Origin of the sequence: Flagellimonas taeanensis, from assembly GCF_003584105.1 — a bacterium.
GTDB classification, from domain to species: Bacteria; Bacteroidota; Bacteroidia; order Flavobacteriales; family Flavobacteriaceae; genus Flagellimonas; species Flagellimonas taeanensis.
Genome location: NZ_QXFO01000006.1, coordinates 106860 through 128303, shown reverse-complemented (window position 1 = coordinate 128303; position 21444 = coordinate 106860). Strand labels below are relative to the sequence as shown.

At 44.6% G+C, this 21444-nt stretch carries 26 protein-coding genes; 14 read left to right on the top strand and 12 right to left on the bottom strand.

The window, feature by feature from the left end:
- Positions 1-36: 36 nt before the first annotated feature.
- Positions 37-678 carry a hypothetical protein gene (locus D2V93_RS01545; RefSeq protein WP_119618096.1) on the top strand — a complete coding sequence of 214 codons (642 nt, stop codon included), beginning with the start codon at positions 37-39 and terminating at the stop codon, positions 676-678.
- A gap of 24 nt (positions 679-702) precedes the next feature.
- Here D2V93_RS01545 and D2V93_RS01540 read toward each other — a convergent pair whose 3' ends face one another.
- Positions 703-1188 (bottom strand): GNAT family N-acetyltransferase, encoded by a 486-nt coding sequence (locus D2V93_RS01540; protein WP_245978041.1) that lies wholly within the window; start codon positions 1186-1188, stop codon positions 703-705.
- A gap of 269 nt (positions 1189-1457) precedes the next feature.
- Between D2V93_RS01540 and D2V93_RS01535 the strand changes: the two genes are divergently transcribed.
- The gene (locus tag D2V93_RS01535) at positions 1458-3257 is read left to right on the top strand and encodes a PorP/SprF family type IX secretion system membrane protein (RefSeq protein WP_119618095.1); all 1800 of its coding nucleotides are present in this window, start codon (positions 1458-1460) and stop codon (positions 3255-3257) included.
- Between the two features lie 3 nt (positions 3258-3260).
- On the opposite strand, the gene D2V93_RS01530 is transcribed toward D2V93_RS01535, so the two are convergent.
- Positions 3261-3869 (bottom strand): FMN-binding negative transcriptional regulator, encoded by a 609-nt coding sequence (locus D2V93_RS01530; RefSeq protein WP_119618094.1) that lies wholly within the window; start codon positions 3867-3869, stop codon positions 3261-3263.
- A gap of 131 nt (positions 3870-4000) precedes the next feature.
- Entirely contained in the window at positions 4001-4900 is a 900-nt protein-coding gene (locus D2V93_RS01525) for a DUF4382 domain-containing protein (RefSeq protein WP_119618215.1), read from the bottom strand.
- A gap of 236 nt (positions 4901-5136) precedes the next feature.
- Between D2V93_RS01525 and D2V93_RS01520 the strand changes: the two genes are divergently transcribed.
- From D2V93_RS01520 to D2V93_RS01490, 7 genes are all read left to right on the top strand, one after another.
- Complete coding sequence (locus D2V93_RS01520) at positions 5137-5757, top strand: tetratricopeptide repeat protein (protein WP_072882120.1); 621 nt, start codon at positions 5137-5139, stop codon at positions 5755-5757.
- 6 nt (positions 5758-5763) lie between these two features.
- A complete protein-coding gene (locus D2V93_RS01515) occupies positions 5764-7092 on the top strand; it encodes a 2TM domain-containing protein (RefSeq protein WP_119618093.1) in 1329 nt (442 codons plus the stop codon).
- 196 nt (positions 7093-7288) lie between these two features.
- Positions 7289-7567 carry a 2TM domain-containing protein gene (locus tag D2V93_RS01510; protein ID WP_072882118.1) on the top strand — a complete coding sequence of 93 codons (279 nt, stop codon included), beginning with the start codon at positions 7289-7291 and terminating at the stop codon, positions 7565-7567.
- 44 nt (positions 7568-7611) lie between these two features.
- On the top strand, positions 7612-7914 hold the full coding sequence (locus tag D2V93_RS01505) for a 2TM domain-containing protein (RefSeq protein ID WP_072882117.1): 303 nt from the start codon (positions 7612-7614) through the stop codon (positions 7912-7914).
- A 2-nt stretch (positions 7915-7916) separates the two neighbouring features.
- Positions 7917-8222: a 2TM domain-containing protein gene (locus tag D2V93_RS01500; protein WP_083569750.1), complete on the top strand. Its 306-nt coding sequence runs from the start codon at positions 7917-7919 to the stop codon at positions 8220-8222.
- 2 nt (positions 8223-8224) lie between these two features.
- Positions 8225-8557: a 2TM domain-containing protein gene (locus tag D2V93_RS01495; RefSeq protein ID WP_182849913.1), complete on the top strand. Its 333-nt coding sequence runs from the start codon at positions 8225-8227 to the stop codon at positions 8555-8557.
- A 67-nt stretch (positions 8558-8624) separates the two neighbouring features.
- Complete coding sequence (locus tag D2V93_RS01490; protein ID WP_119618091.1) at positions 8625-9380, top strand: LytR/AlgR family response regulator transcription factor; 756 nt, start codon at positions 8625-8627, stop codon at positions 9378-9380.
- A gap of 91 nt (positions 9381-9471) precedes the next feature.
- Here D2V93_RS01490 and D2V93_RS01485 read toward each other — a convergent pair whose 3' ends face one another.
- Positions 9472-10662: an LETM1-related biofilm-associated protein gene (locus D2V93_RS01485; protein ID WP_119618090.1), complete on the bottom strand. Its 1191-nt coding sequence runs from the start codon at positions 10660-10662 to the stop codon at positions 9472-9474.
- A 167-nt stretch (positions 10663-10829) separates the two neighbouring features.
- On the opposite strand from D2V93_RS01485, the gene D2V93_RS18870 reads away from it, so the two are divergent.
- The 3 genes from D2V93_RS18870 (at position 10830) to D2V93_RS01470 (ending at position 13587) form a co-directional block, all read left to right on the top strand.
- Positions 10830-11522 carry a DUF4331 family protein gene (locus D2V93_RS18870; RefSeq protein WP_119618089.1) on the top strand — a complete coding sequence of 231 codons (693 nt, stop codon included), beginning with the start codon at positions 10830-10832 and terminating at the stop codon, positions 11520-11522.
- A gap of 16 nt (positions 11523-11538) precedes the next feature.
- On the top strand, positions 11539-12240 hold the full coding sequence (locus D2V93_RS18865) for a DUF4331 family protein (RefSeq protein ID WP_072882111.1): 702 nt from the start codon (positions 11539-11541) through the stop codon (positions 12238-12240).
- 63 nt (positions 12241-12303) lie between these two features.
- Positions 12304-13587 (top strand): tetratricopeptide repeat protein, encoded by a 1284-nt coding sequence (locus tag D2V93_RS01470; protein WP_245978038.1) that lies wholly within the window; start codon positions 12304-12306, stop codon positions 13585-13587.
- A gap of 87 nt (positions 13588-13674) precedes the next feature.
- On the opposite strand, the gene D2V93_RS01465 is transcribed toward D2V93_RS01470, so the two are convergent.
- Complete coding sequence (locus D2V93_RS01465; protein WP_245978037.1) at positions 13675-14205, bottom strand: mechanosensitive ion channel family protein; 531 nt, start codon at positions 14203-14205, stop codon at positions 13675-13677.
- 82 nt (positions 14206-14287) lie between these two features.
- Here D2V93_RS01465 and D2V93_RS01460 point away from each other — a divergent pair, with 82 nt between their 5' ends.
- The gene (locus tag D2V93_RS01460) at positions 14288-15268 is read left to right on the top strand and encodes a CorA family divalent cation transporter (protein WP_119618086.1); all 981 of its coding nucleotides are present in this window, start codon (positions 14288-14290) and stop codon (positions 15266-15268) included.
- Between the two features lie 143 nt (positions 15269-15411).
- Positions 15412-16059 (top strand): OmpW/AlkL family protein, encoded by a 648-nt coding sequence (locus D2V93_RS01455; protein WP_083569734.1) that lies wholly within the window; start codon positions 15412-15414, stop codon positions 16057-16059.
- Between the two features lie 73 nt (positions 16060-16132).
- Here the strand turns inward: D2V93_RS01455 and D2V93_RS01450 are convergent, their stop codons facing one another.
- From D2V93_RS01450 to D2V93_RS01420, 7 genes are all read right to left on the bottom strand, one after another.
- Positions 16133-16927, bottom strand: a complete 795-nt coding sequence (locus D2V93_RS01450) for an anti-sigma factor (RefSeq protein WP_119618085.1) — start codon at positions 16925-16927, stop codon at positions 16133-16135.
- A 3-nt stretch (positions 16928-16930) separates the two neighbouring features.
- Positions 16931-17458: an RNA polymerase sigma factor gene (locus tag D2V93_RS01445; RefSeq protein ID WP_072882107.1), complete on the bottom strand. Its 528-nt coding sequence runs from the start codon at positions 17456-17458 to the stop codon at positions 16931-16933.
- 40 nt (positions 17459-17498) lie between these two features.
- Positions 17499-17801, bottom strand: coding sequence for a GNAT family N-acetyltransferase (locus tag D2V93_RS01440; protein WP_072882106.1), 303 nt, complete (start codon positions 17799-17801; stop codon positions 17499-17501).
- Positions 17802-17818: 17 nt separating this feature from the next.
- The gene (locus D2V93_RS01435; RefSeq protein ID WP_119618084.1) at positions 17819-18025 is read right to left on the bottom strand and encodes a (4Fe-4S)-binding protein; all 207 of its coding nucleotides are present in this window, start codon (positions 18023-18025) and stop codon (positions 17819-17821) included.
- A 63-nt stretch (positions 18026-18088) separates the two neighbouring features.
- Positions 18089-18676, bottom strand: a complete 588-nt coding sequence (locus D2V93_RS01430) for a superoxide dismutase family protein (protein ID WP_119618083.1) — start codon at positions 18674-18676, stop codon at positions 18089-18091.
- Between the two features lie 75 nt (positions 18677-18751).
- Positions 18752-19444 carry a DUF2490 domain-containing protein gene (locus tag D2V93_RS01425; RefSeq protein ID WP_119618082.1) on the bottom strand — a complete coding sequence of 231 codons (693 nt, stop codon included), beginning with the start codon at positions 19442-19444 and terminating at the stop codon, positions 18752-18754.
- Positions 19441-21363 (bottom strand): S9 family peptidase, encoded by a 1923-nt coding sequence (locus D2V93_RS01420; protein ID WP_119618081.1) that lies wholly within the window; start codon positions 21361-21363, stop codon positions 19441-19443. The genes D2V93_RS01425 and D2V93_RS01420 overlap by 4 nt, the downstream gene beginning before the upstream one ends.
- Positions 21364-21444 lie beyond the last annotated feature (81 nt).

Sequence of the window (21444 nt, the reverse complement as noted above, 5' to 3'; positions counted from 1 at the left end):
GATACCAATAAGAGCATTCACTCAATTATTACTTAAATGAAAAAGATTTCTTGCTTGATTATTTTGGCTTTACTGATTTTGGGTTGTTCTGACGACAGAAAGTTTGTGGGCATTGCCCTTAAAAAAGACCATAAGGTATATTTAATGCCAACCATTGCGGACAAAGATGTATTGGAGCACCAATTGTCCGAAAATATGATTCCTAGTGTTTCCAGTTTTGTTCAAATTGTTGAGGATGAGGGCGCTTTGTTTGTTGAACCAAGGGACTTTGAAAGAGTTTTGAATTTAATCGCCAATAATTACATATTATATGAAAGAAAGGAGAAAACCCATGATGGCTATGTGGTCTTTGGGGACAATCAAGTTTATAGCTACTCCATAAATCATGCAAATACCGATAAGATAGGCAAACAAATAAGCTTGGAAACCATAGTCATAAAAAACAATACATCCCATGATTTACTCGAAATTGTGTGGACAAGCTTTCCCAAACCTAGGGCCGAAAAAAACTGTACCATCAAAAGAATATGGGTAGTGACGAGTCCCCATCCGGGCACAACTATTGGAAATTATGAAGAAACTGTATTGATCAATCTAAATGAAATTGTTGATTTTTATGGCAATGGTGTCCGATTGGAACATAATGAAAAAGAAGGGATGTTGTATATTCTCCAATAATGGCCAAAATCCCATTGGATAAGTTTAAAAGTTATCCAAGTGCAGTTCCATCTGGATGTCGCTACGTTCATAAGGGGAAGTGACCCCTATCATTTCCCTGAAACCCAACTTTTGATAGAGGGAAAGGGCGGGTCCAAGAACCCGGTTGCTCTCCAGATAGAGTTTTTTGGCACCCATCTCCTTTGCTTTATCAATGACGTGCCGGGCCAGTAATTTGCCTATTCCCTTGCCCTGCAAATGCTCGGACACACCCATTTTGGCCAGTTCAAAATCATACCCTTCCTTTTGGCTTGGGATAAGTGCACAGACCCCGACGGCTTGGTTATCCAAAATGGCCACCGCAATATAGCCACCTTTGTCCAAAATGTATTCTTTTGGGTGATCAAGTGCGGCATAATCCATCTTCTCCATCTTAAAATACTTGGTGATCCAGGCCTCGTTAAGTTCCTTAAATTCTTGCTGATAGGAATCGGAATATGGAATTACGGAGATGGTGTCAGATATTGGCATTTTGGAATATGTCTATAAATCAAAATTAAGAGGATTTTTTAGCTTTTTTTGAAGATTTGCTCCAATATTTTGAGCTGTAACACGTTATATATTCAATTCACCTCACCGTTCAACGAAAAAATTGGCGCTTAGCCGATAATTTACGTAATATTACATTACAATTAGTAATAAAACTCTTACAAGTCCCCAAATCTTGCTAATGAGACCTAGTAATAAACATACAAACCTGACCCAAATCAGGAAGCTTAACCTACAAATTCCAATCGGCTATGGATGTAAAACTACTTTTATTCCCCCAAAAATTTCCCCTACCTAATTGTAAAAGGGTCTTTTATGTTCTGGCAGTCTGCCTTATGATGGGCCAGAATACTGTTGCCCAAGAGAGCAACCCTTATGTGAGCTATGATGTTCCTTTTCAGAACTTGTTGAAATTCAATAGGTTCTTGATAAATCCTACCTTTTCGGCAGTGAGAGAGGATAAATCCTACATCAACCTTTTTCATAGAAGTCAAAGTGCGGATTTTGACAACAACAGGCAGAACTATTTTCTCAGCTACAGCGGAAGGATCAATGATATGATCGGTATGGGCTTTAGCCTTTATAACCAACAGGAAGGAGTCATTTCCAACTTGGGGGTCATGGCCAATTATTCCCACGGGATCAAACTGGGAAGGGAGAGCAGTCTGACCTTTGGGGTGAACATCCCTTATTACGTGAGCAGTTACGACCCCAGTCGTGCAGTGGCCCTTGAAGAGGACCCCTTGTTGAGCGATGCTTCCCAGAATTCCATTATTTCTTTTCAGCCGGGTCTCAACCTGTCCGTAGGAAAATTTGACTTTGGGGTATTTGCCCAAAACTTGGTGGATTACAACATCAACTCGGGTAAATCTTTGACCGACTTGGGCCAAAAGACCTTCTCTGGTCACATCCAGTTCACCCATGAGTTTGCGAACGGTGCCGGAATATTTGAGGATGGTAGGCTTTTGCCTTTGGCAAGGGCCCGTTTTGATGGGGAAGAAGATCCCATTTTTGGAGGTGGTATTATTTTGGATCTTCCCAAATTGGGTTGGATCCAAGGAGGGTACGATCAGTTGTACGGTGCTTCGGCCGGAACCGGTTTCAACCTGAACAGACGACTCTCCTTTGGCTATAATTTTGAAAAGAACATCAGTAACAGTATTGCCAACCTTGGGGTAACGCATGAAATTTCGATAGCTTATTCCTTCGTTCCCACACTTTCCAAGAACACCTTTGTGTCCAATGAGGAAAACCCAGATGGGGAGACCAAAAAACCGATAGAAGGAACCTTTGTGGCAGATGCCGATAAGAAAGAAAACAAGGATAAGGACGGTTCAAGGAGCAAATTGGATGTCCAGACCACTTTACGACCCACCAACAAGGAAGACTTGGCCTTCTGGGAAGAGCAGATTGCCCAATTAAGAGAGTTGCAAGAAGACAATTATGCCGTGATCAACGAATTGGTCTATCGGATGGACTCCTTGGAGAGGAATAGGGAGCGAGACATGGAGAAGCGCTTCGAAATGGTCATGCGAATCGTGAAACGACACACAGGAGAGAAAAACCCTGAAATCGAGGCGAAGGCACAAAAACTTTACTTGGCGGACAGTAAGGACCTGGATTCCATTTACAGTTCTATGGAAGGTTCTGCATTGGCCCAAAACTCCAAGCCCCAAAAGACTCAAAAAACAGTGGAGAAAGAGAAGGAGGGAACCTTTCATGGAGGTGCCTTCAAACCCATCGAGAAATTCATCAACCTTGATGGGGTGGGGCAAGGACACTACATTGTGGCCAATGTTTTTAAAAATGAAAACTACCTAAGGGAATTCATGGGAAAACTGAAGGATCAAGGCCTGGAAGCCCAATATTTCAAAAACCCGGACAATGGCCTCAATTATGTGTATTTGGCCAAATATGAGGAAAATGAAGATGCCTATGCGGCCTATCGCTCCAAAATGAAAGGGCAATATACCGATGAGCTTTGGATCATGCACGTGGAGAATCCCAGATATTCCAATTGGGCAGATGCCATTTTTCAGGATGTGGAGTAGATTTTAGGAACTGCTTTTGTCCATTTTTTGGGCAATGGCCTTGCTCCCGGCATCCCGTTCGCCAAGTTCGGAAATGATCTTGGGGTGGTCTTCAATACGGGTCTGAGATAGTTTGTAGGTGGCCTGTATGTCCGTGATCTGGATTTGGAAACCCACTACTCCCTTTACCTGCCGTAGCGTTTTTGAGGACATGTTTTTCAGGGAAATGGGGTTCTTGGAGTCGCTCTCGTATTTTTCCACCAATCGGTGCATGGATTGCATGGTCTCCGCTTCACTCAACACCTTCAATTTGCCATAGACGTGCACGGCTATGTAGTTCCAAGTGGGTACTTCCTCTTCCTTGTACCACGAGGAGGAAACATACGCATGTGGTCCATTGAAAATACATAACACCTCCGCTCCGTTGTCAAAACTCTTCCGCTGGGGGTTGGCCTTGGCAATATGTCCCACCAGAATATCATGCCCATTTTCGTCCGTCTCCAGTTCCAGGGGGATGTGGGTGCCCCAGGGTTTGTTGTCCACAATGTTGATGAGGATGCCAAAACTGTTATGGATCAGGAAATCCTTGATTTCATCCATGTCATTGTTTTGATAGTGGGGTGGGGTGTACATATAGCTTCAGAGATTGTTTTTCTTTCTGCTAAAATAGAAATACCTCTCCAATTTGAATTGAAAATGGTGGGCTGTGATCAAAAAAAAGCGGGGCATTTGCCCCGCTCTAAATAAGTATATGGTGGATGGGGTCAATTTCCCTCTTCAACAGCTTCAGCTTCCAAAATAAAATCTTGGATGGTTTTGTTGGCGGCAATGATCTCCACATCCAACGTATCGCTGTTCACGTAACCGTTCATGGATGAGAACACTTTATAGGTGCCGGCCTCAAGGCCCATAATGGCATATGCGCCATCAACATTGGTGGCTCCTGAGGTAACAGGTTCTTCATTGGTGTCCAGGATGGAAATCTGTGCGTTTTCCAAAGGAACTGCTGTTTCGCCGTCCATTGTGGCCACAGTTCCGCTCAAGGTGCCTGCGGTGGAAAGATTACTGGCTTTGATCACGGGCTTAAAGTTGAACCCGGTAATACCATCTACACTGTTGGTGCTTCCCTTGGCAACGAATGACCTACTTACATCGAAATCAAGTAGAAGGTCACTGCTCAAGCCTCCGGCAACGGTCAATCCTGGATCGATGAAGATTTTTATGCCGGTCTGTTCACCGCTGGGAACGGTAAGGTCGAAGCTTCTCTCGTCGGCTAGGACCACATTGACTCCCTTAACATATACCCTGATCAGGTTGTACGTGCCAACAGGTACGTCAATATCGGCCAATTCTTCTGTAACGCCATTGGTAAGGTCCAAAAGGTTTACAGTTATTTCCTCTTCCATAAGGGTGACAAAAGAAGATCCACTTTCGTCGTCGTCCATTTCATCATCATCGTCATCATCATCGCTCACTAACCTGGCATCTACCTTAAAGATGGTCACATTGGCTTCGGTCACCAAATCAAAAGGGAAAGGGGCATCGGTCAATTGGACGCTCAGTCTACCCGTTTCGCCATTGGGTCCATTGTTGTCGTCTCCAGAGCAGCCCATCAGTACTAAAAAGGCCAGACTCAGTGCATAAAAAAAGATCTTTGTTCTCATAATATGGGGTTTGTTAAACATATGATAAAATATATACGGCTGAAAATGCGAAATTGATGTCAGGTCCTATGTTTTTCGATGAAATGCACATTTTTTTGAAACGGTTCATCCCTTAAAAACCACAGTTCGGTAAACCTTCTTTTCCTTGTTGATTTGGCAGATGCACTTTTGTGGCACGAAAATCATAAATAATCAATAACGGATACCCTAAGAGGGAATCAACAAAAACGACAATCATGAAAAAACTGACTTATTTACTTCTATTTCTAGTAATTTTTGCGGCCAACGCACAGGACCGTTACACCAATGGAATGGAAAAGGCCTTTCAACTCTGGGAAAATGGCCAGACAGTGGAGGCCTCCAATCTCTTTGAGCGGATAGCCACAGCGGAACCTGACAATTGGTTGCCCTACTACTATGCATCCCAGATCAACACGATCATCTCTTTTGGTGAAAAGGATGAGAAAAAGTTGACTGTCCAATTGGAAAAGGCCAAGGAATTCTTGGACGTGGCCAAGGCGATATCGCCGGACAACCCAGAGCTGCTGATTCAGGAGGCACTCATCAACACGGCTTGGATCGCTTTTGATGGTGCCACTTATGGCATGACCCTTTCCCAAAAGAACGTCCAGCTCTACCAAACGGCAATGGAACTGGCCCCGGAAAACCCAAGGGTCGTACTGTCAAAGGCTGAGTGGGACATGGGGACGGCCCGGTATTTTGGAAAGGATACGGCTCCCTATTGCCAGGATGTGGAAAAGGCGTTGGAACTTTTTGCTACCTTTAAATCCGAAACCCCGTTTTATCCTTCCTGGGGCAAGGAAAGGGCAGAGGAGGTTTTGGCAAGTTGTAAATAAGATCGGATGAAACTCTTTATCAGGGAACTTTTCAAATCCATTTTAGTGGGGATGGCCATTTTTGTGGTCTTCCTCATTATCTATTTTGTGAATGGATGGGATTTTAGTGCAGGGGAGCTTTGGGACGATTTTTTGGAGACCATGCTCTTTTCCATTATTATCTACCTCTTCAATGCATGCTCCTTTATCCTTTTGATGCGGAAATACAACAAGGAACTTTTTACCCGCAAGTATATCGCCTATGGTTTGGGGGGGAACATAGTGGCCTCCATTTTGGGCATCTTTCTCTCCCGATTGGTGATACGCGTGTTGGTGCATAGGGTTCCGTTGGATCAATTTCTTATGGGCGAACGCCCACAATATTATTTGAACTCCTTTCTGATCTCCATGGTTGTGGCAATTCTCTTCTATGCCGCTTACTACTATAAATACTACAAGGAGAAACAGGTAAAGGAGCAGAAGATCATTGCGGGCACGGCCTCGGCACGTTTCGATGCCCTCAAGAACCAATTGGACCCCCATTTTTTGTTCAATAGCCTGAACGTGCTCACAAGTTTGATAGAGGAAGACCCAGGACAGGCCCAAAAGTTCACCACATCACTCTCCAAGGTGTACCGATATGTCTTGGAGCAGAAGAACAAGGATTTGGTGACGGTGGACGAGGAACTCAACTTTGCCAAGACTTATGTGGGGCTTTTGAAGATGCGTTTTGAGGACAGTATTGTTTTCGATATCCCTGAAAAGTGTTCCCGACCCGATGCCAAAATCGTCCCTTTGTCATTACAGCTCCTTTTGGAAAATGCGGTGAAGCACAATGTGGTCAAGGCATCCAGACCATTGCACATCAAGGTATTTGAAAAAGGTTCTATGTTGGTGGTGAGCAACAACCTTCAAGAAAAACAAGTGGTGAACAAGAGCAGTGGAGTGGGTTTGCAGAACATCAAGCAACGCTACAACATCCTTACCGACCGAGGGGTGGTCATCAACAAAACGGTTTCGGATTTCAGTGTGGAATTGCCCATGCTCACACAGGAGTTCTCCGTGGTGGAAACCCAGCAAAGCTATATTGAAGAGAAACGCTATATGAAGGCCAAGGAACGGGTAAAAGCCATTAAGGACTTCTATGGGAACCTGACCGCATACTGTATCGTTATTCCTTTCCTATGGTGGCTCAACTCTAGAACGACGGATTTTCTCTGGGCCATCTTCCCGACCTTGGGCTGGGGCTTTGGCGTGTTGATGCATGGCATGGAAGCCTTTGGCTATAACCCGCTTTGGGGCAAGCGATGGGAGGAACGAAAGATAAAGGAGCTCATGGAAAAGGATGATTTTTGATGGAGGGCCAGGGGTGAGGTCCAAGCTCAAGCTCAATGTCAATGACAAGTTCGTTTCTTCCAATTTTGCATTTTCCTTAACCCTTAACCCTTAACCCACACAGTTCATCCCCCAAAAACAACAGTTCGAGAAACTACTTTTTCCCTGCTCACAGTGTATGGCGAATTTTACAGTGTAATCAAAAAACAATCGAACAATGGAAGATGTAAAACAATACAGTTACGACAGGGCCAAGAAGCGAGTGGACGACCTGAAGTCCTTTTACTATAGTCTGGTGGCCTATTGCATTGTGATTCCTTTTCTATGGTGGGTCAATTCGTGGACAACGGATTTCCTGTGGGCCATTTTTCCAACAGTGGGCTGGGGAATAGGGCTTGTGAGCCTCTGGATGACCTCCCATGGCTACAACCCCATTTTTGGAAAAGAATGGGAGGAGCGCAAAATCAGGGAATTCATGGACAATAAAGAATTCTGACAATGAGTATATTTAACTGTCACATTCCGTTAAAAAACAACACTATGGAAAATTTTGACAAACAGAGCAAGTACATCAGGGCCAAGGAAAGGGTGGAAGAACTTAAAAAGTTCTATGGCAACCTTTTCTCCTATGTCGTGGTCATATCAGGTCTGGCGCTGATCAACTACTTTACTACCGGATTTGGATACATGTGGTTCCTATGGGCCGCATTTGGTTGGGGCATCGGACTCATTTTCCACGCCTTGAAGACCTTCGACCTCAACCCATTTTTTGGAAAACAATGGGAACAACGTAAGATAGAGGAGTTTATGAACGAGGATGACAAAACCAGAAAATGGAAATGATCATGGAAGACATCAAGACGGACAAATACAAACGTGCCAAGAAGCGGGTAGAGGAGCTCAAAGGGTTCTACATCCACTTGGCGATCTATGTGGTGATCAACGCATTCATTTTGGTGAATGTATATCTTAGAACGGACCATTTTTGGCAATGGCCCCATTTCATCACCCTGTTCTCCTGGGGATTGGGTATTGCGTTCCACGCCATGTATGTGTTCGGGTTCAACCCCATGCTGGGGAAGAATTGGGAACAGCGCATGATCCAGAAGTACATGGACGAGGACAAAAAGGAAATGGACAAATACAAATGATCATGGCCCAAAACCAAACAAGTCTCGAAAAGGCCAACAAGCGAATCAAGGAACTGAAGGGCTTTTATAGGCACATACTGATCTTTATCGTGGTGAATGGTTTTCTGTTGCTGCTCCAAAGTGGGGTGTTGCATCCTTTCATGCCGGAAGGTTTCCCGACAGAGCCCTACTATTTTGACTGGGTCAATGCCAACATTGCTGCATGGGCGCTGATATTACTGGTGCATGCCATAATCCTGTATCGTTGGAAATTCCCGTTCTTCAAAAAATGGGAGGAACGCCAGATCCAGAAATATATGGAAGAGGATAGAAAGGAAATGGACAGATTCAAGTGAACGGGCCATAGCCCAAAGAATAAAATAAGAAGATTTCAAAAAAACATAGAACCAAAACCAAACAACAATGAACGTGATCATCATTGAGGATGAAAAACCGGCCGCAAGAAGGTTGGCCAGATTATTGGCTGACTTGGACATGGAGGTTTCCACCATGTTGCATTCGGTGGATGAATCGATTGAGTGGTTCCAGAACAATCCCCATCCCGATCTTATCTTTTTGGATATCCAATTGTCCGATGGTCTTTCCTTCGAGATTTTTGATGTGGTCGATGTAAAGAGTGCCATTATTTTCACCACTGCTTACGATGAATATGCACTCCAGGCATTCAAGCTGAACAGCATCGATTATTTGTTGAAACCCATAGATGATGAAGAGCTCGAAAGTGCCGTTAAAAAGTACAAGAACTTCAAACCGGAAAACCGGAAAATATCGGTCGATTTCAACGACATCAAAAACCTATTGGTGAACCCCTTGGAGCGGGAATACAAAAAACGGTTTACCGTAAAAGTGGGGCAGCACCTTAAGATCATCAATGCCGATGAGGTGGAATGTTTTTACAGCGAGAACAAAGGTACTTATGCGGCGACCTCGGACGGTAGAAATTACCTTTTGGACACCACCTTGGAACAGTTGGAAGAGGAACTCTCGCCAAAGATTTTTTTCCGGATAAGCCGCAAGTTTTATGTGAACATCAACCACATCGGTGATATCATTTCCTATACAAATTCAAGGCTCCAGATCAAGCTGAAACGCTTCAATGAGCATGAAATCATAGTGAGTAGGGAACGAGTTAAGGACTTCAAGTTATGGTTGGAGTAATTTAGTATAAAAATTTGATTGCCAAAATTTTAAATATATTTTAAAAGTCACTATAAATTTTTCTTATAGTGGCTTTTTTGCTGAAAAAGGCTCAATTTTCCTCAACCCTGTTGTCGTCAAAAGCGGAAGGAAGCAACTTGGGGATCAGCTTGATGAAAATAGGCAAAAGAACGGCTCCACCGGGCAGCATAAAAATGGCCAAGGAAGGGATACTTTTAAAAATATCCACCAATTGCTCCTGTACTTTTTTCTTCTCTTCCTCGCTCAAATCTTTGACGGTGGATTTGGACAAAAGTGATACCAGTTCCCGACTTTGGGCCAACTCTTTTTTGAGCCTTTTGCTGTTTCTCAAAATGAGTTTGCTTACATTTTTTGACATGCCCTCATAGAACTGAACGGCCAAATTTTTGTCATTCAGGTAAGGGACTTTTTCCTTGTTTCGGTCAAAGAAATGTTTGACAAATTCCAGCTCTAATTTTACCTCTTCTTCGGACTTGCCCAGGTCCTTTCCGAGTCCAAAAATGTAATCGGATTCTGTATAGTCAATTGACTTGTCTTCCCAAATGGTCACGCAGGCCATGTCCAAAAAATAGTTCTTTTCATACCGGGTGAAGTTGTTGTCCAATAGATCTAGATAGGAGCCATCGAATTTCGTTTCCCCAAGGTTGACATAAGTAAGCGAAGAAGCCAAAAGTTGGATGAGTTTTGCATCGTTGCCATCGGTTTCTTTTGAATTGAGTGCATGGTAGGCTATGTTGATGGTCACGTATTCCAGAAGTTGGGCATGTCCTTTTACATCGGCCTTTCCTTTAAGATATACCATAAAGATGAGCACATCCACATAGAGCAGGGAATTGGTAAGGCTGTTTCCAAAGGCCCGGTTAAAGGCATTGCCCCCCAAATAGATTCGGGAGTCGATGAGTTTTTCAAGCTGCGACTCTGTTTTGGAACCGCTGAGTATTTTGTTCAGGAACGATATCCTGCCTACGTCCAAGGATTGGTAATATTCAAAAACGGTATTGACAAAATCGGTAAAGTCCGTTTTTCCCTTTTCAAAAGTATAGGTATAGTAGAGTGCGGTGAGCAGGTTGATCTTGGCAATCTCGTCCTCGCTCAGGGTATGCTCCACTTCAATGAATGAAGGTATGTTCAAGTGCACCCCATAAACGAACCCATTCTTCTTGAGCTCCAGGTACAGGCTATTGAAATCGGCAAAACCCGCATTTTCTTTATTGGCAAGATGACCAAACTTGTTGATCCATCCAGAAGCAGAAGGGTTCATTCATGCATGGTTTGAACTCCAAAGTAAAACAAATTATGGGAATTTTAAGGTAGGTTGATGAAGATAGGCATTAAAAGTCTGTTAAGATTTTTTTAACATTTAATTCCAAACCCGCTCTAAAAAGGTTCCGTAGGTAAGGGTGTAAGAAACATTTAAAATAAAACAACATGAGAAAAAAAATGAAATATGTGATGGGACTGTCCGCTGCAGCGATTGCAGCTGTCATATTGGTGGCCGCAGACCATATCGACGCTCCGTCAACAGCAGGAACAACAGCGGATATCGCTGATTTTTATGCCTTTGAGCCCAGCGAAGGTTCAGACAATACCGTTTTTGTAGTGGATTTGCAATCTGATGTGCTGCCCGAGCTTGCCTATGGCACCTTTGATGAGGATGTGCTTGTGGAAATCAATATTGATTTGGATGGGGATTTGGTAGAAGACAGTGTTATCCAAGCGATAGCCAAAGAGGGTAGAATGTATTTCTTTGGACCTGCGACCCCACTACAGACCGGGTTGAACAGTGAGGTATATGTGGATGAGGTTTTGGGTGACGTTGAAATATCAGGGGCATCGGCCATTGTGGAGACCACGTCCGATGGGGTGTCCCTTTTTGCAGGACCCAGGCAGGACCCCTTCTTTTTTGACTTTTTTCAGTTCAATGCAGTGATCTCACCCGAATTGGAGTCGGCACCTGGAGGTTTTTTGCCCCCTGAGGAGGCGGCCGATACCTTTGACGGCGCCAATACCATGTCCATTATCATTGAAATACCCAATAGTATGTTGGGAACCCCTACGGCAACCAATGCATTGGGGCTGACCGTGTACAAAACTTGGGTGACCACAAACAAGAAACAATAATCCTTAAAACGATATTATGAAACTAAGAAAAGCAATATATATAAGTGCCATGGCCATATCCTTGGGATGGGTCGTTGGCTGCAGTAATGATGACAATGCGCCATACATGAATGACGATGATGGCATGATGGGGGTAGATTTTTCGGGAACCTATGCGCAGGTAGATCACTTGGGACGCCCTGGAATCAATACTACCCTTAGTTTTGATATGGAAGGGGAAGCCAGCATCAAGGATGCCCACAATACAACGATCCCTTCCGAAATGACCGCTAATTTTCAAGCAGGATTTCAGGCCAGATTGGAACAGTACCATGATGTATATGCCCTGAAACTTGGTTTGGATCCAGCGGCAGTAGATTATGAGAACAATATTCTTGGTTTGGATGCTGCCACCCTTACGACGGTTTTGGCCGCAGATGTATTGGAAGTTTCCCCAGACTTGCCCACAACATATTTCAATCCCGGTACTGATTTTGACAACGATGGACGGATTCTCGTCCCGGATGGCGATGAGGTCGCTCTGACCGGTAGACATCCCAATGACGATATCATAGATGTTTCCTTGATATTGTTCTTCGGGGGCATGGAAGGTACCCGTTTTAGTGGTCAAGATCTGGATGATGACGGAATGGCGGATCTGCCGAGACTGACCTCCGATGGGGTAGGACTCACTGCCACTATTTCTACAACTTTCCCTTATTTGGGAAATCCTGAGTAATTGCTATGAAAAGGAGGGGGAGGGGAGAAATCCCTTCCCTTTTTTTAAAACAACAACACACACATGATGAAAACAAACGCATATATCAGTCTATTTTTAGCTGGCCTGTTCTGCCTTTGCTGTGCCGAAGAGGACCAATTCAAGACAAAGAGGGAGGACTATGACCAATTTTTGATGGCAGAGCCTGTAAAAACCACTTCCAAGTATTTTGAGCTTTGGGACAATAAGATCATGCAGGATAGCGTACAATTGTTGAGCTTGGGAAATGTGGCCGGTGAATATACCCGTTTTTTTCAGGGAACAGGGGATATCAAGCATTTGAAGAAAGCAGAACAATCCTTGAAAAAGGCAGTGGACATTGCAGCTGTGGGAAAGGCAGGGTACCTAAGGGCCTTGGCCAGGAACAATATTTCCCAGCACCGGTTCAAGGAAGCATTGGAACTGGCAAGTGAGGCCATGAAAATGAGGAGCGGTGTGAATGCCACCCAAAGTCTCTTGTTCGACATACATATGGAACTAGGCAATTATGGGCAGGCACAATTGTACTTGGACAGTATACAGAACATGTCAGATTTTGGATACTTGATCCGTGTGGCAAAGTGGAACGACCACAAAGGAGATCTGCAGACTGCGATCCGTTTCATGGAAAAGGCAAAGGAGAAAGCGGAATCCTCCAACAATAGGAACCTGCTATTATGGTCCTATACCAACTTGGCGGATTTCTATGGACATGCGGGACGTATTGAGGAATCGTACCGGTTTTATTTGAAAGCATTGCACATGGATCCTCAAAATGCCTATGCCAAAAAAGGAATAGCATGGATCGTTTATTCCCATGAGCGAAATGGCCATGAGGCCCTTCGGATATTGGATTCGATCATCAAAAGAAACAAATCCCCGGAATACCATTTGTTAAAAGCGGAGATAGCTTCATTCCTGGACGATGAGACACTCCGGATGCAATCCTTGGACAACTACTATAAAAGTGTTGTGCAGGACGGCTACGGACAAATGTACAATGCCTACAATGTTGGTTTTTACTTGGAGATGGATGCCATGGATAGAGCGCTGCAGTTGGCAAAAGAGGAAGTAGTGAACAGGCCTACCCCGGAAACCTATGCTTGGCTGGCCTATAGCCTTTTGAAGGGGGGCGAAAAGGAGCGGGCACTGGAATTGGTAGAGGACTATGTCGATGGGCAAACTTTTGAGCCTGAAATTTTATTCTGCGTCGCCGAGATTTACAAGGCAAACGGACAGACCGAGAAGGTCAAGGAAATCAAAAAGGAGCTCCTTGGGGCGGTATACGAATTGGGGCCTGTCAAAGAATTAGGGATAGCCAGCCTATAGGACATTTTAAATTTTGCAAGGAGTGGTTTCCAAGTTTTCACTTGGTTGTTGTTTTCAAGGGTGTTCGGCCATGCTGGGCACCCTTGATCAATTCTCGATGATCTCTTCCTCATCCGAAGTGTCTTCGATGTCCTTCAAGATTTCTATCCCTTTTTGGATGACAAGGTTGGTAGGTATGGTGATCCTTCTCCCATCATCCGTGCGCATGAAGAGGTAAAAACCGCTGATGTCCTCCACTTTGCCGGTCCAGTCAAAATCCTTGTCCATGACCCTGATCCGATCGCCCAATCTCAAAGGATGGCTAAAAAACAAGATGACGCTTGCGGTCAAATTGGAAAGGATGGACCACTGGGCCACAAAGCCAACCCCCAAAATGGCCAGAACGGAAGACAGAAAAAGAGAAAAATCCTTTAGATTGACACCCCATATCAATGAAATCCCGACAAAGGCCAAAATGTAAAAAATCAAATTGCTCAGGTAGAAAATGATCTTTCGACTGTTCATGTCGATGGAACTGCTCTTGCCATATCTTCTAATGCCTCTTTTGGTCAAGGTGTTCAGTAACAAAATGAAAGCCAGCAGGATAACCGTGAACAAAATCTCGGTTTTAAAAGACATTGGGTCTATCATGGGATGTTCTTGCTATTTTTGGGTTAACTTATGCTCTAAACTACAAATAACCCATTTCACTTGCATAACAATGGAGACAGAATTTGAAAAAAATACATGGGTGATCAATTACTCCCTGGACAACTATGACAACCGCCAATTCTCCTTGCAGGATGACATCATCCTCTCCAAAGGGGACAAATCGATTACGTGGGTCAATACCTATGGCCTGGAATATATGGATGAGTTCAGAAAGATGGTCCTGGAAAATAATTTGGACGATTTTCTGCTACGGCTTCTCTTAAACCAAAAGATGGGCAACAAGGTAATCGAACTGGAGGAGCAGCTCTTTGTGGCCGCCAGGATCGTGAAAACGGAGCATGATAGTCTGGAATCCGAGCAGATCTTCTTTGTAGTGGCCAAGGATTTCATTTGGTGCATTCAGGAGAAAAGAGGGGACCATTTTGATTGGATCCGTCAGCGCATCTTTGAAAATAAGGGGATCATCAGGAAAAAGCGTGCGGATTATCTATTGTTTTTCATCTTGGAGACCTTGATCACCAATTATAAGGACAAATATGAAGAAAGCGTTTTGATGGACAATACCTTGGATGTCATCATGAAGCGCGAACCCACCCCTCAGTTCATGTTCGATGTGGAGCAGAAGAAATCCATGATCAATGAGTTCAAAAAGGCGTCCATTGGACTTAGGGACATCATCATAAAACTGGAAAGGGTGGAGATGAAGGGTTTCCACAACAAATATTTCAGTGAACTCAGGGAACAGATCAATGGTTTGACCAACGATATCGATTCGGATATCCACGAATTGGAGAGCCAGATCAACCTTTTTTTTAGTATCCAGGGCCATCGTTTGAACGAGGTGATGAAAACATTGACCATTTTTTCGGTCATTTTCATACCCCTTACTTTTTTGGCCGGGATTTATGGGATGAACTTCGAAAACATTCCAGAGCTCCGATGGCCCAACGGGTACTTCATCCTTTTGGGGTTGATGCTGGTCGTCACCATTGTTTCCATCATCATATTCAAGCGGAAAAAGTGGTTCTAAAGCCATAGTCCCCTAAAGTCCTTTTTTCCTTTCATCTGATTTTCAAGGGATATATGGCTCCTGTTGTTCATATCCTATGACAAACATCATATATCTGGAGAGCCTCTAGGATTAGTTTTGTCCCATCTTAAAATAACAGTACAATGAGAAAGACAATACTTTTTGCAGTGATGGCATTTATGGGATTTTCAAACTTTGTAATGTCCCAAGATTCACCCACCAATGACTTTGACAAATGGCAATTTAGATTGAGGGGCATAGTGGTAGCTCCAGATGAAGGAGCTGACATAGAGGCCATAGGCGGGGACGTTTCCATATCCACCTCCGTTGTCCCCGAATTTGATATTACCTATTTTTTTACAGAAAATTGGTCGGCGGAACTTATCTTGGGAACTACGAAACACGATGTGGAAGCCATTGGTACAGCTGCAGGGGATATCGATTTGGGCAGCGTCTGGCTTTTGCCGCCAACATTGACCGGACAATACCATTTCACTGGCGGCAACCTCGTTCCTTATTTGGGTGCCGGCGTAAACCTCACGCTTTTTTATGGTGTGGATGAGGGACCTGTGGCAAATGATGTAGAATATGATACGGCAGTAGGTTTTGCACTGCAGGGTGGGTTCGATTTCATGCTGAATGATAAGTGGTTCTTGAACTTGGATATTAAGAAACTCTTCTTGAACACTACCGCCACCGTAGATGCAACTACGGCTTTGGGCGCTACTGTGGAAGCAGATGTGGATATAGACCCATGGATCTTTGGATTTGGAGTGGGCCTTAAATTATAGTAGGGTTATTGCGCTTTATTTAGGTGATGAAGGCAGTCCAAAAAATTGGACTGCTTTCTTTTTTAAGATTATGTTACCTGCCTACGGCCCCCAAGGTATACAACTGCTCCAAGGTAGGGGATTCGCTTCCGCCCTCGGGTTCCAATGTAATTCCGAATGCCTCGGACTCGTTGGCGTTCTCGAGCGTGAAAAGCTTGCTCTCAGTTGAGATAAAATTATCCAAAAGGCCAATGCTGGTAGGAGTTAGGGGGTCCAGTTTCAAGGACCATACCTGATAGGTGAATCCCGTTGGAGGTTCTGGCAACCCCTGCGCATCGATGACTACCTTGTTTTCCGCCCTGTCCCAATAGGCCTTGGCATAGGATTCTGGGGAGACGGCCTGTCCACCCAGGGCAATCACAGTAACATTCTGACCTCTAAGCATTTCCAGGAACGTTTCTTGTCGGGCAGCCTTCTCCTTGATGTCGGACAACGTTTCTTCCAAGTTCTGTTTTTCCTGATTTGAGACTTCTATTTCCGATTTGAGGTTGTTGTTTTCCGTATAGACCCACAATAGACCCGCCGCAAATAGCAAAGAGGCGGCCCAGCCCAGATAGCTGCCCCAAGGAGCCTTCTTCTTGGAAGTGGGCGGAACAAATGTGATCACATCGTCCAACTCGGCCCCGATTCTCTTGAACCCATCCTTGGGCAATCCAGGAGAAGTGGTGCGGGCGAGTTCCATAATGGTAGCCTCAATGGCCTCAATCTCCATTTTTATTTCTGGATATTCTTCCGCATACCGATGTACCTCTAAGTTTTCTTCAGGGGTAAGTGCCCCCGCAACATAGAGTTCCAAAATACCTGATGCTATGTACTTTTCAACTTCCATAACTTACGCCATATTCTTCCGGATCTCGGAAAGACAGCTTCTAATACGTGTTTTTATGGTGCCGACTGGTGCTTTGAGCTCCTCTGCGGCTTCCTTTTGTGTGTACCCTTTGAAATAAAGCAAGTCTATCAACAGAATGCATTTATCCTTGAGCCCTTTCAATAGGGACATCAGGCCAATAGTATCCACTTTATCGTTCAGATCCTCACTGTTTTCATAGATACCTACGAGAGATTCGACAGAGAGGTTTTTCTTTTGGTTTTTATGGCTTTTTGAGCGCAGTTCATCGATCGCTGTGTTTCTGGCGATATTCAAAATCCATGTAAAAAAGCGGCCTTTTGAGGTGTCGTATTGGTCAGATTTTGTCCAGATCTTGACAAATACGTCCTGACAAAGTTCCTGGGAGCGTTCGGGGTCCTTGAGAATGATATTGATGGCCCCGCATAGATTTTCCGCATACATATTGTATAGTGCCTCAAAAGCAGCTCTATCCTTTTTCTGAAATCGTTCTATGAGGTTGTCCAATTGCATAGCCTATGGCTAAAGATATGAAAAGTCGGATAAGATAAGGTTATTCGATGTTGATTCCTTTCATCACCAATACTTTCCACTCGGGATGTTTTTGGAGGTACTTGGCCACAAAGGGACAAAGGGGAATTAGGGTCCAATCCTGTTCCTTGATGTGTTCCAAGGTCTGTTTGATGAGTTCCGAGCCGATGCCCTGTCCTTCATAACCTACGGGGACTTCAGTATGGGTAAGGTATATCTTTTCTTTTGCCTTGATGTATTCGATTTTTGCAATGTCGCCATTGTCCAATTCAAACTGGAACCGTTTGGCGTTTTCATTGTCCACAAGTTGGTGTTTCTTTTCCATATTTTTTTGGCGGGCTGTTAACGGTAACTCAGTGCTCCGGACGGGCATTTTGAGATTTGGTGTTTCAGTTCATCGGTTGCGGCGTTTTCAACTTTTATCCAAGGTTTCTCTTTGGGATTATAGACCTTGGGCAACAATTTCACGCATACTCCGGCATGTTGGCATAGCTCAGGCTTCCATACCACCGTTATTTCCCCATTGGGATATTCTTTCACAGTGTCCATATATCGTTTTGTTATGGGAAGAAAAAAGAGCTGCTTCGAGGCAGCTCTTTTCCATATTGTTTATTATTGGATGATACCGGTACAGGAAACCCTGGCTCCTGCGTCACCGCTGGGCTGCGAGGTGTAATCATCCACTCCTTGGTGAACAATGACTGCCTTGCCCAAAATGTTCTTGGTTTCGTCATCGCAGCCAATGCACCATTCGCCAGTGGCAAAATCCACCGTTGCGTTTCCTTCCGCATCTGCCACAAAATTGCCTATATCTCCCTTATGGTAGCCTTCTTCTGCTCCCCATTTGCCATGGGGCTGAAAAGTAGGGTTCCAGTGCCCGCCAGTGGATGTCCCATCCGCGGAGGAACAATCGGCTTTTTCGTGGAGGTGTATGGCGTGCTCACCTTCTGAAAGACCACTGAATGTTGCTTTCATGATCACTTTTCCGTTATCTTCGGTAAAGGTGACCTCTCCTGCCACATTACTGTCGCTCTTCGGCTCCATTTCAAAAGTTATCTTTTGCGACTCTACGACCTCAATCGCCTCTTCAACGACCTCTTCCGCTTCCGAGGTGGCTTCTTCGGCTTCCTTTTTTGCTTGTTTGCAACTAAAGGACATGGTCAATATAAGTCCCAATGCTATTGCTTGTAATTTTTTCATTGTAAGAATTTTTAGGTTCATGACTAAGTTACTCATTATTTAGGGAGGTGTCAACCCTTTTGTCCATAGTATTTTTTATGACTTCTTTTTGTTGAAAAGTCCCCTAAGGTCAGGATTGTAGAACACGGCGACCTGCAAGCGATCATATACGGCATTGGGGAACTGGTTGCGCATGTATCCCAATTGTACACTGCTGTTCTCCGTAACGTTCACACCAACAGCCGCATAGAGTCGGTTCTGCCCGAAAAGGTCGTCTTGAAGGTTGATGAACAACTCATCATAAAAGTTCAGGTAGAAGGTATTGGTGAGGGGGAGGGCCATCTGTATACGATAGCGGGCCCTGTGCTGTGTGTCCGTGGCATCACCAAAATCCAAAAAGCGTTGCTCCAAACGGTAGCGGTGCTCAAAAAGTAATTCCCATACCTTATTCTTTAGAATAAACTGTTCAAAGATCCGGTGCTCTATACTGTTGACCTCACCGGGTATTTCCCCAAAGGAGTTGTCAGTATCGATATAACCATAACCCAAGGTGGCTATGGCACTGGGGTCGATGTGGTAATTGAGCCCTGTGCGCAAGAGCAATTGATTGAAATTGTTGGTGGTCTCATAATACCGGGCCTGTGCCTCGGTATGTATACTGAGCCGCTCGGAAACCTTGTTGGTGCCAAAGTACATGTACCAAGCTCCCCATTTATCCTCTCCGGGTTGTTGGGCATTTGAAACCATCGATACAAACAATACGAATAGGGGCACTATTTTTTTGATCATAAACTTCCATCTTTAATTGGTGTACCTTGTTCTTCTTTTTTTAGGTACACATCCAAAAACTCCAATATTTTGCTGTACGCTTCTATTTGGTTCTCTTTTTTCACAAATCCATGCCCTTCGTCCTCAAAAAGCACATACTCCACGGGCACTCCATTTTTGCGAACCCCGGCCACTATTTCATCGGATTCGACCTGGAGAACCCTTGGGTCTTGGGAGCCTTGGAGCACAATGAGCGGTTTGGTCACCTTGTCCGTGTGGAAAAGCGGAGAAATCTGCTTCAGCCGCACAGAATCCGCACTATAGGGGTCTCCCAGTTCCTTGTAGAGAGCATCTTTGAAGGATTCCCACCACGGTGGAATGCTTTTTAGGGTCCTCATCCAGTTGGTCACCCCGAACAGGTTTACGCCCACATCAAACTCTTCCGGCGCATAGGTGAGGGCAGCCATGGTCATGTAACCACCATACGATCCTCCGATGATACCGATCTTCTCGCCATCGATGTCCGGTTGTTGGGCCAACCAATTTTTGCCCTCCACACAATCCTTGAGGTCTTTGTCTCCATGGTTGAGGTCATCCATTTGGTAGAACGTTTTTCCATATCCACTACTTCCACGGTTGTTCACGGCCAATACGGCATAGCCGTGGTTCACCAAATATTGGATAAAGGCACTGAAATTTTGTCGCGATTGCCCACCTGGACCACCATGTACCCATACCAAGGCCGGTACAGGGTTTTCTTCGGAAGCTTGATGGGGCTTGTAATAAATGGCCGGGATTTCCACCCCATCAAAGGATTTGTAACGGATCACCTCTGCTTTGACGAGGTCTTGGCCCTGTATTTCGGGATTCAGGACATCCGTAAGTTGTTTCTGTTCCTTGGTCTCCAAGTTGTACACGTATAGATTGGAGGGAGTGTGTGAGCCACCTGCGTAGAAACGCATCATCTTTTCATCATCTGAAAAGGCGACACTGGTGACTTCCATATTCTCTATTTTGGGAAGTTCTATGTTTTTTCCCGTAGCCACTTCCATTACTTCTATGGTGTTTTTGGCATCCTCGTTGATGTACGTCACTTGGTAGGTTCCGTTATCGGTAAAACCGATTCCGACAATGTCCCAATCCCGTTCCATGGCCTTTTCATAGGAACCATCATCCAATTTGTACTTCATCAAATAAGAAAATTCATTTCCATCATCAGTGGTGTAGTAGAGAGCACTGCCATCGGGCGAAAAATCCTGTCCGCTATTGCCACTTTGGTTTTTGTTGATCTTGGTGAGTTCCTTGGTTTCCAGATTGTACAGGAACAGGTCACTATCATTGGTGTTGATGGATTTGCTGAGCGCCACATATTTTTCGTCCGGAGAAATGACATTGATGTCATATCCAGCATCGTTTTGATAGATCATGGTGGGAGCCATAGTTTCTAGGTCCATTTCATAGAGGTCCATGAACCGATTGTCCCTTTTGTTAGAGGCATAGAAAAAGGAGGTATCGTCGGTTGCCCAATCGTAGAACAATGATCGCGCCCCTTCGTCCGGTGTCAGGTCTTTGTGGCTGCCATCGGTCTCCCGCATATAGATGTGGTAGATTTCATCCCCATTGTTGTCCATTCGGAACAGCATGCGCTCATCTTTTGGAAAATAGGAAATGGAAAAGACGGACGAACTGTCAGATTGGGTCACTGGCAACATATCCCCGCCCGAAGCCGGAACGGTGTACATGTTATAGATTCCAGAACGGTTGCTCGAAATCAGCAATTTGCTTTTGTCCGGAGAGAAGCTTCCTCCGCTGATGGCCTCATTGTCCATCATCTGGGCAATGGTGTAGGTCTGCATGGTTTCCGCTATGGACGGTTCTTTTTTTTCTTCCTTGCAGGCCCAGACCAGGGACACAAGGGCAATGATTGTTAATTTTTTCATTTTGCTTCAGTTGATTTTGTTGGAAAAAGGAAAACTGACCTGAAAATATCAGTACAGGGGAGCGTGGTTCTCATTTTACAC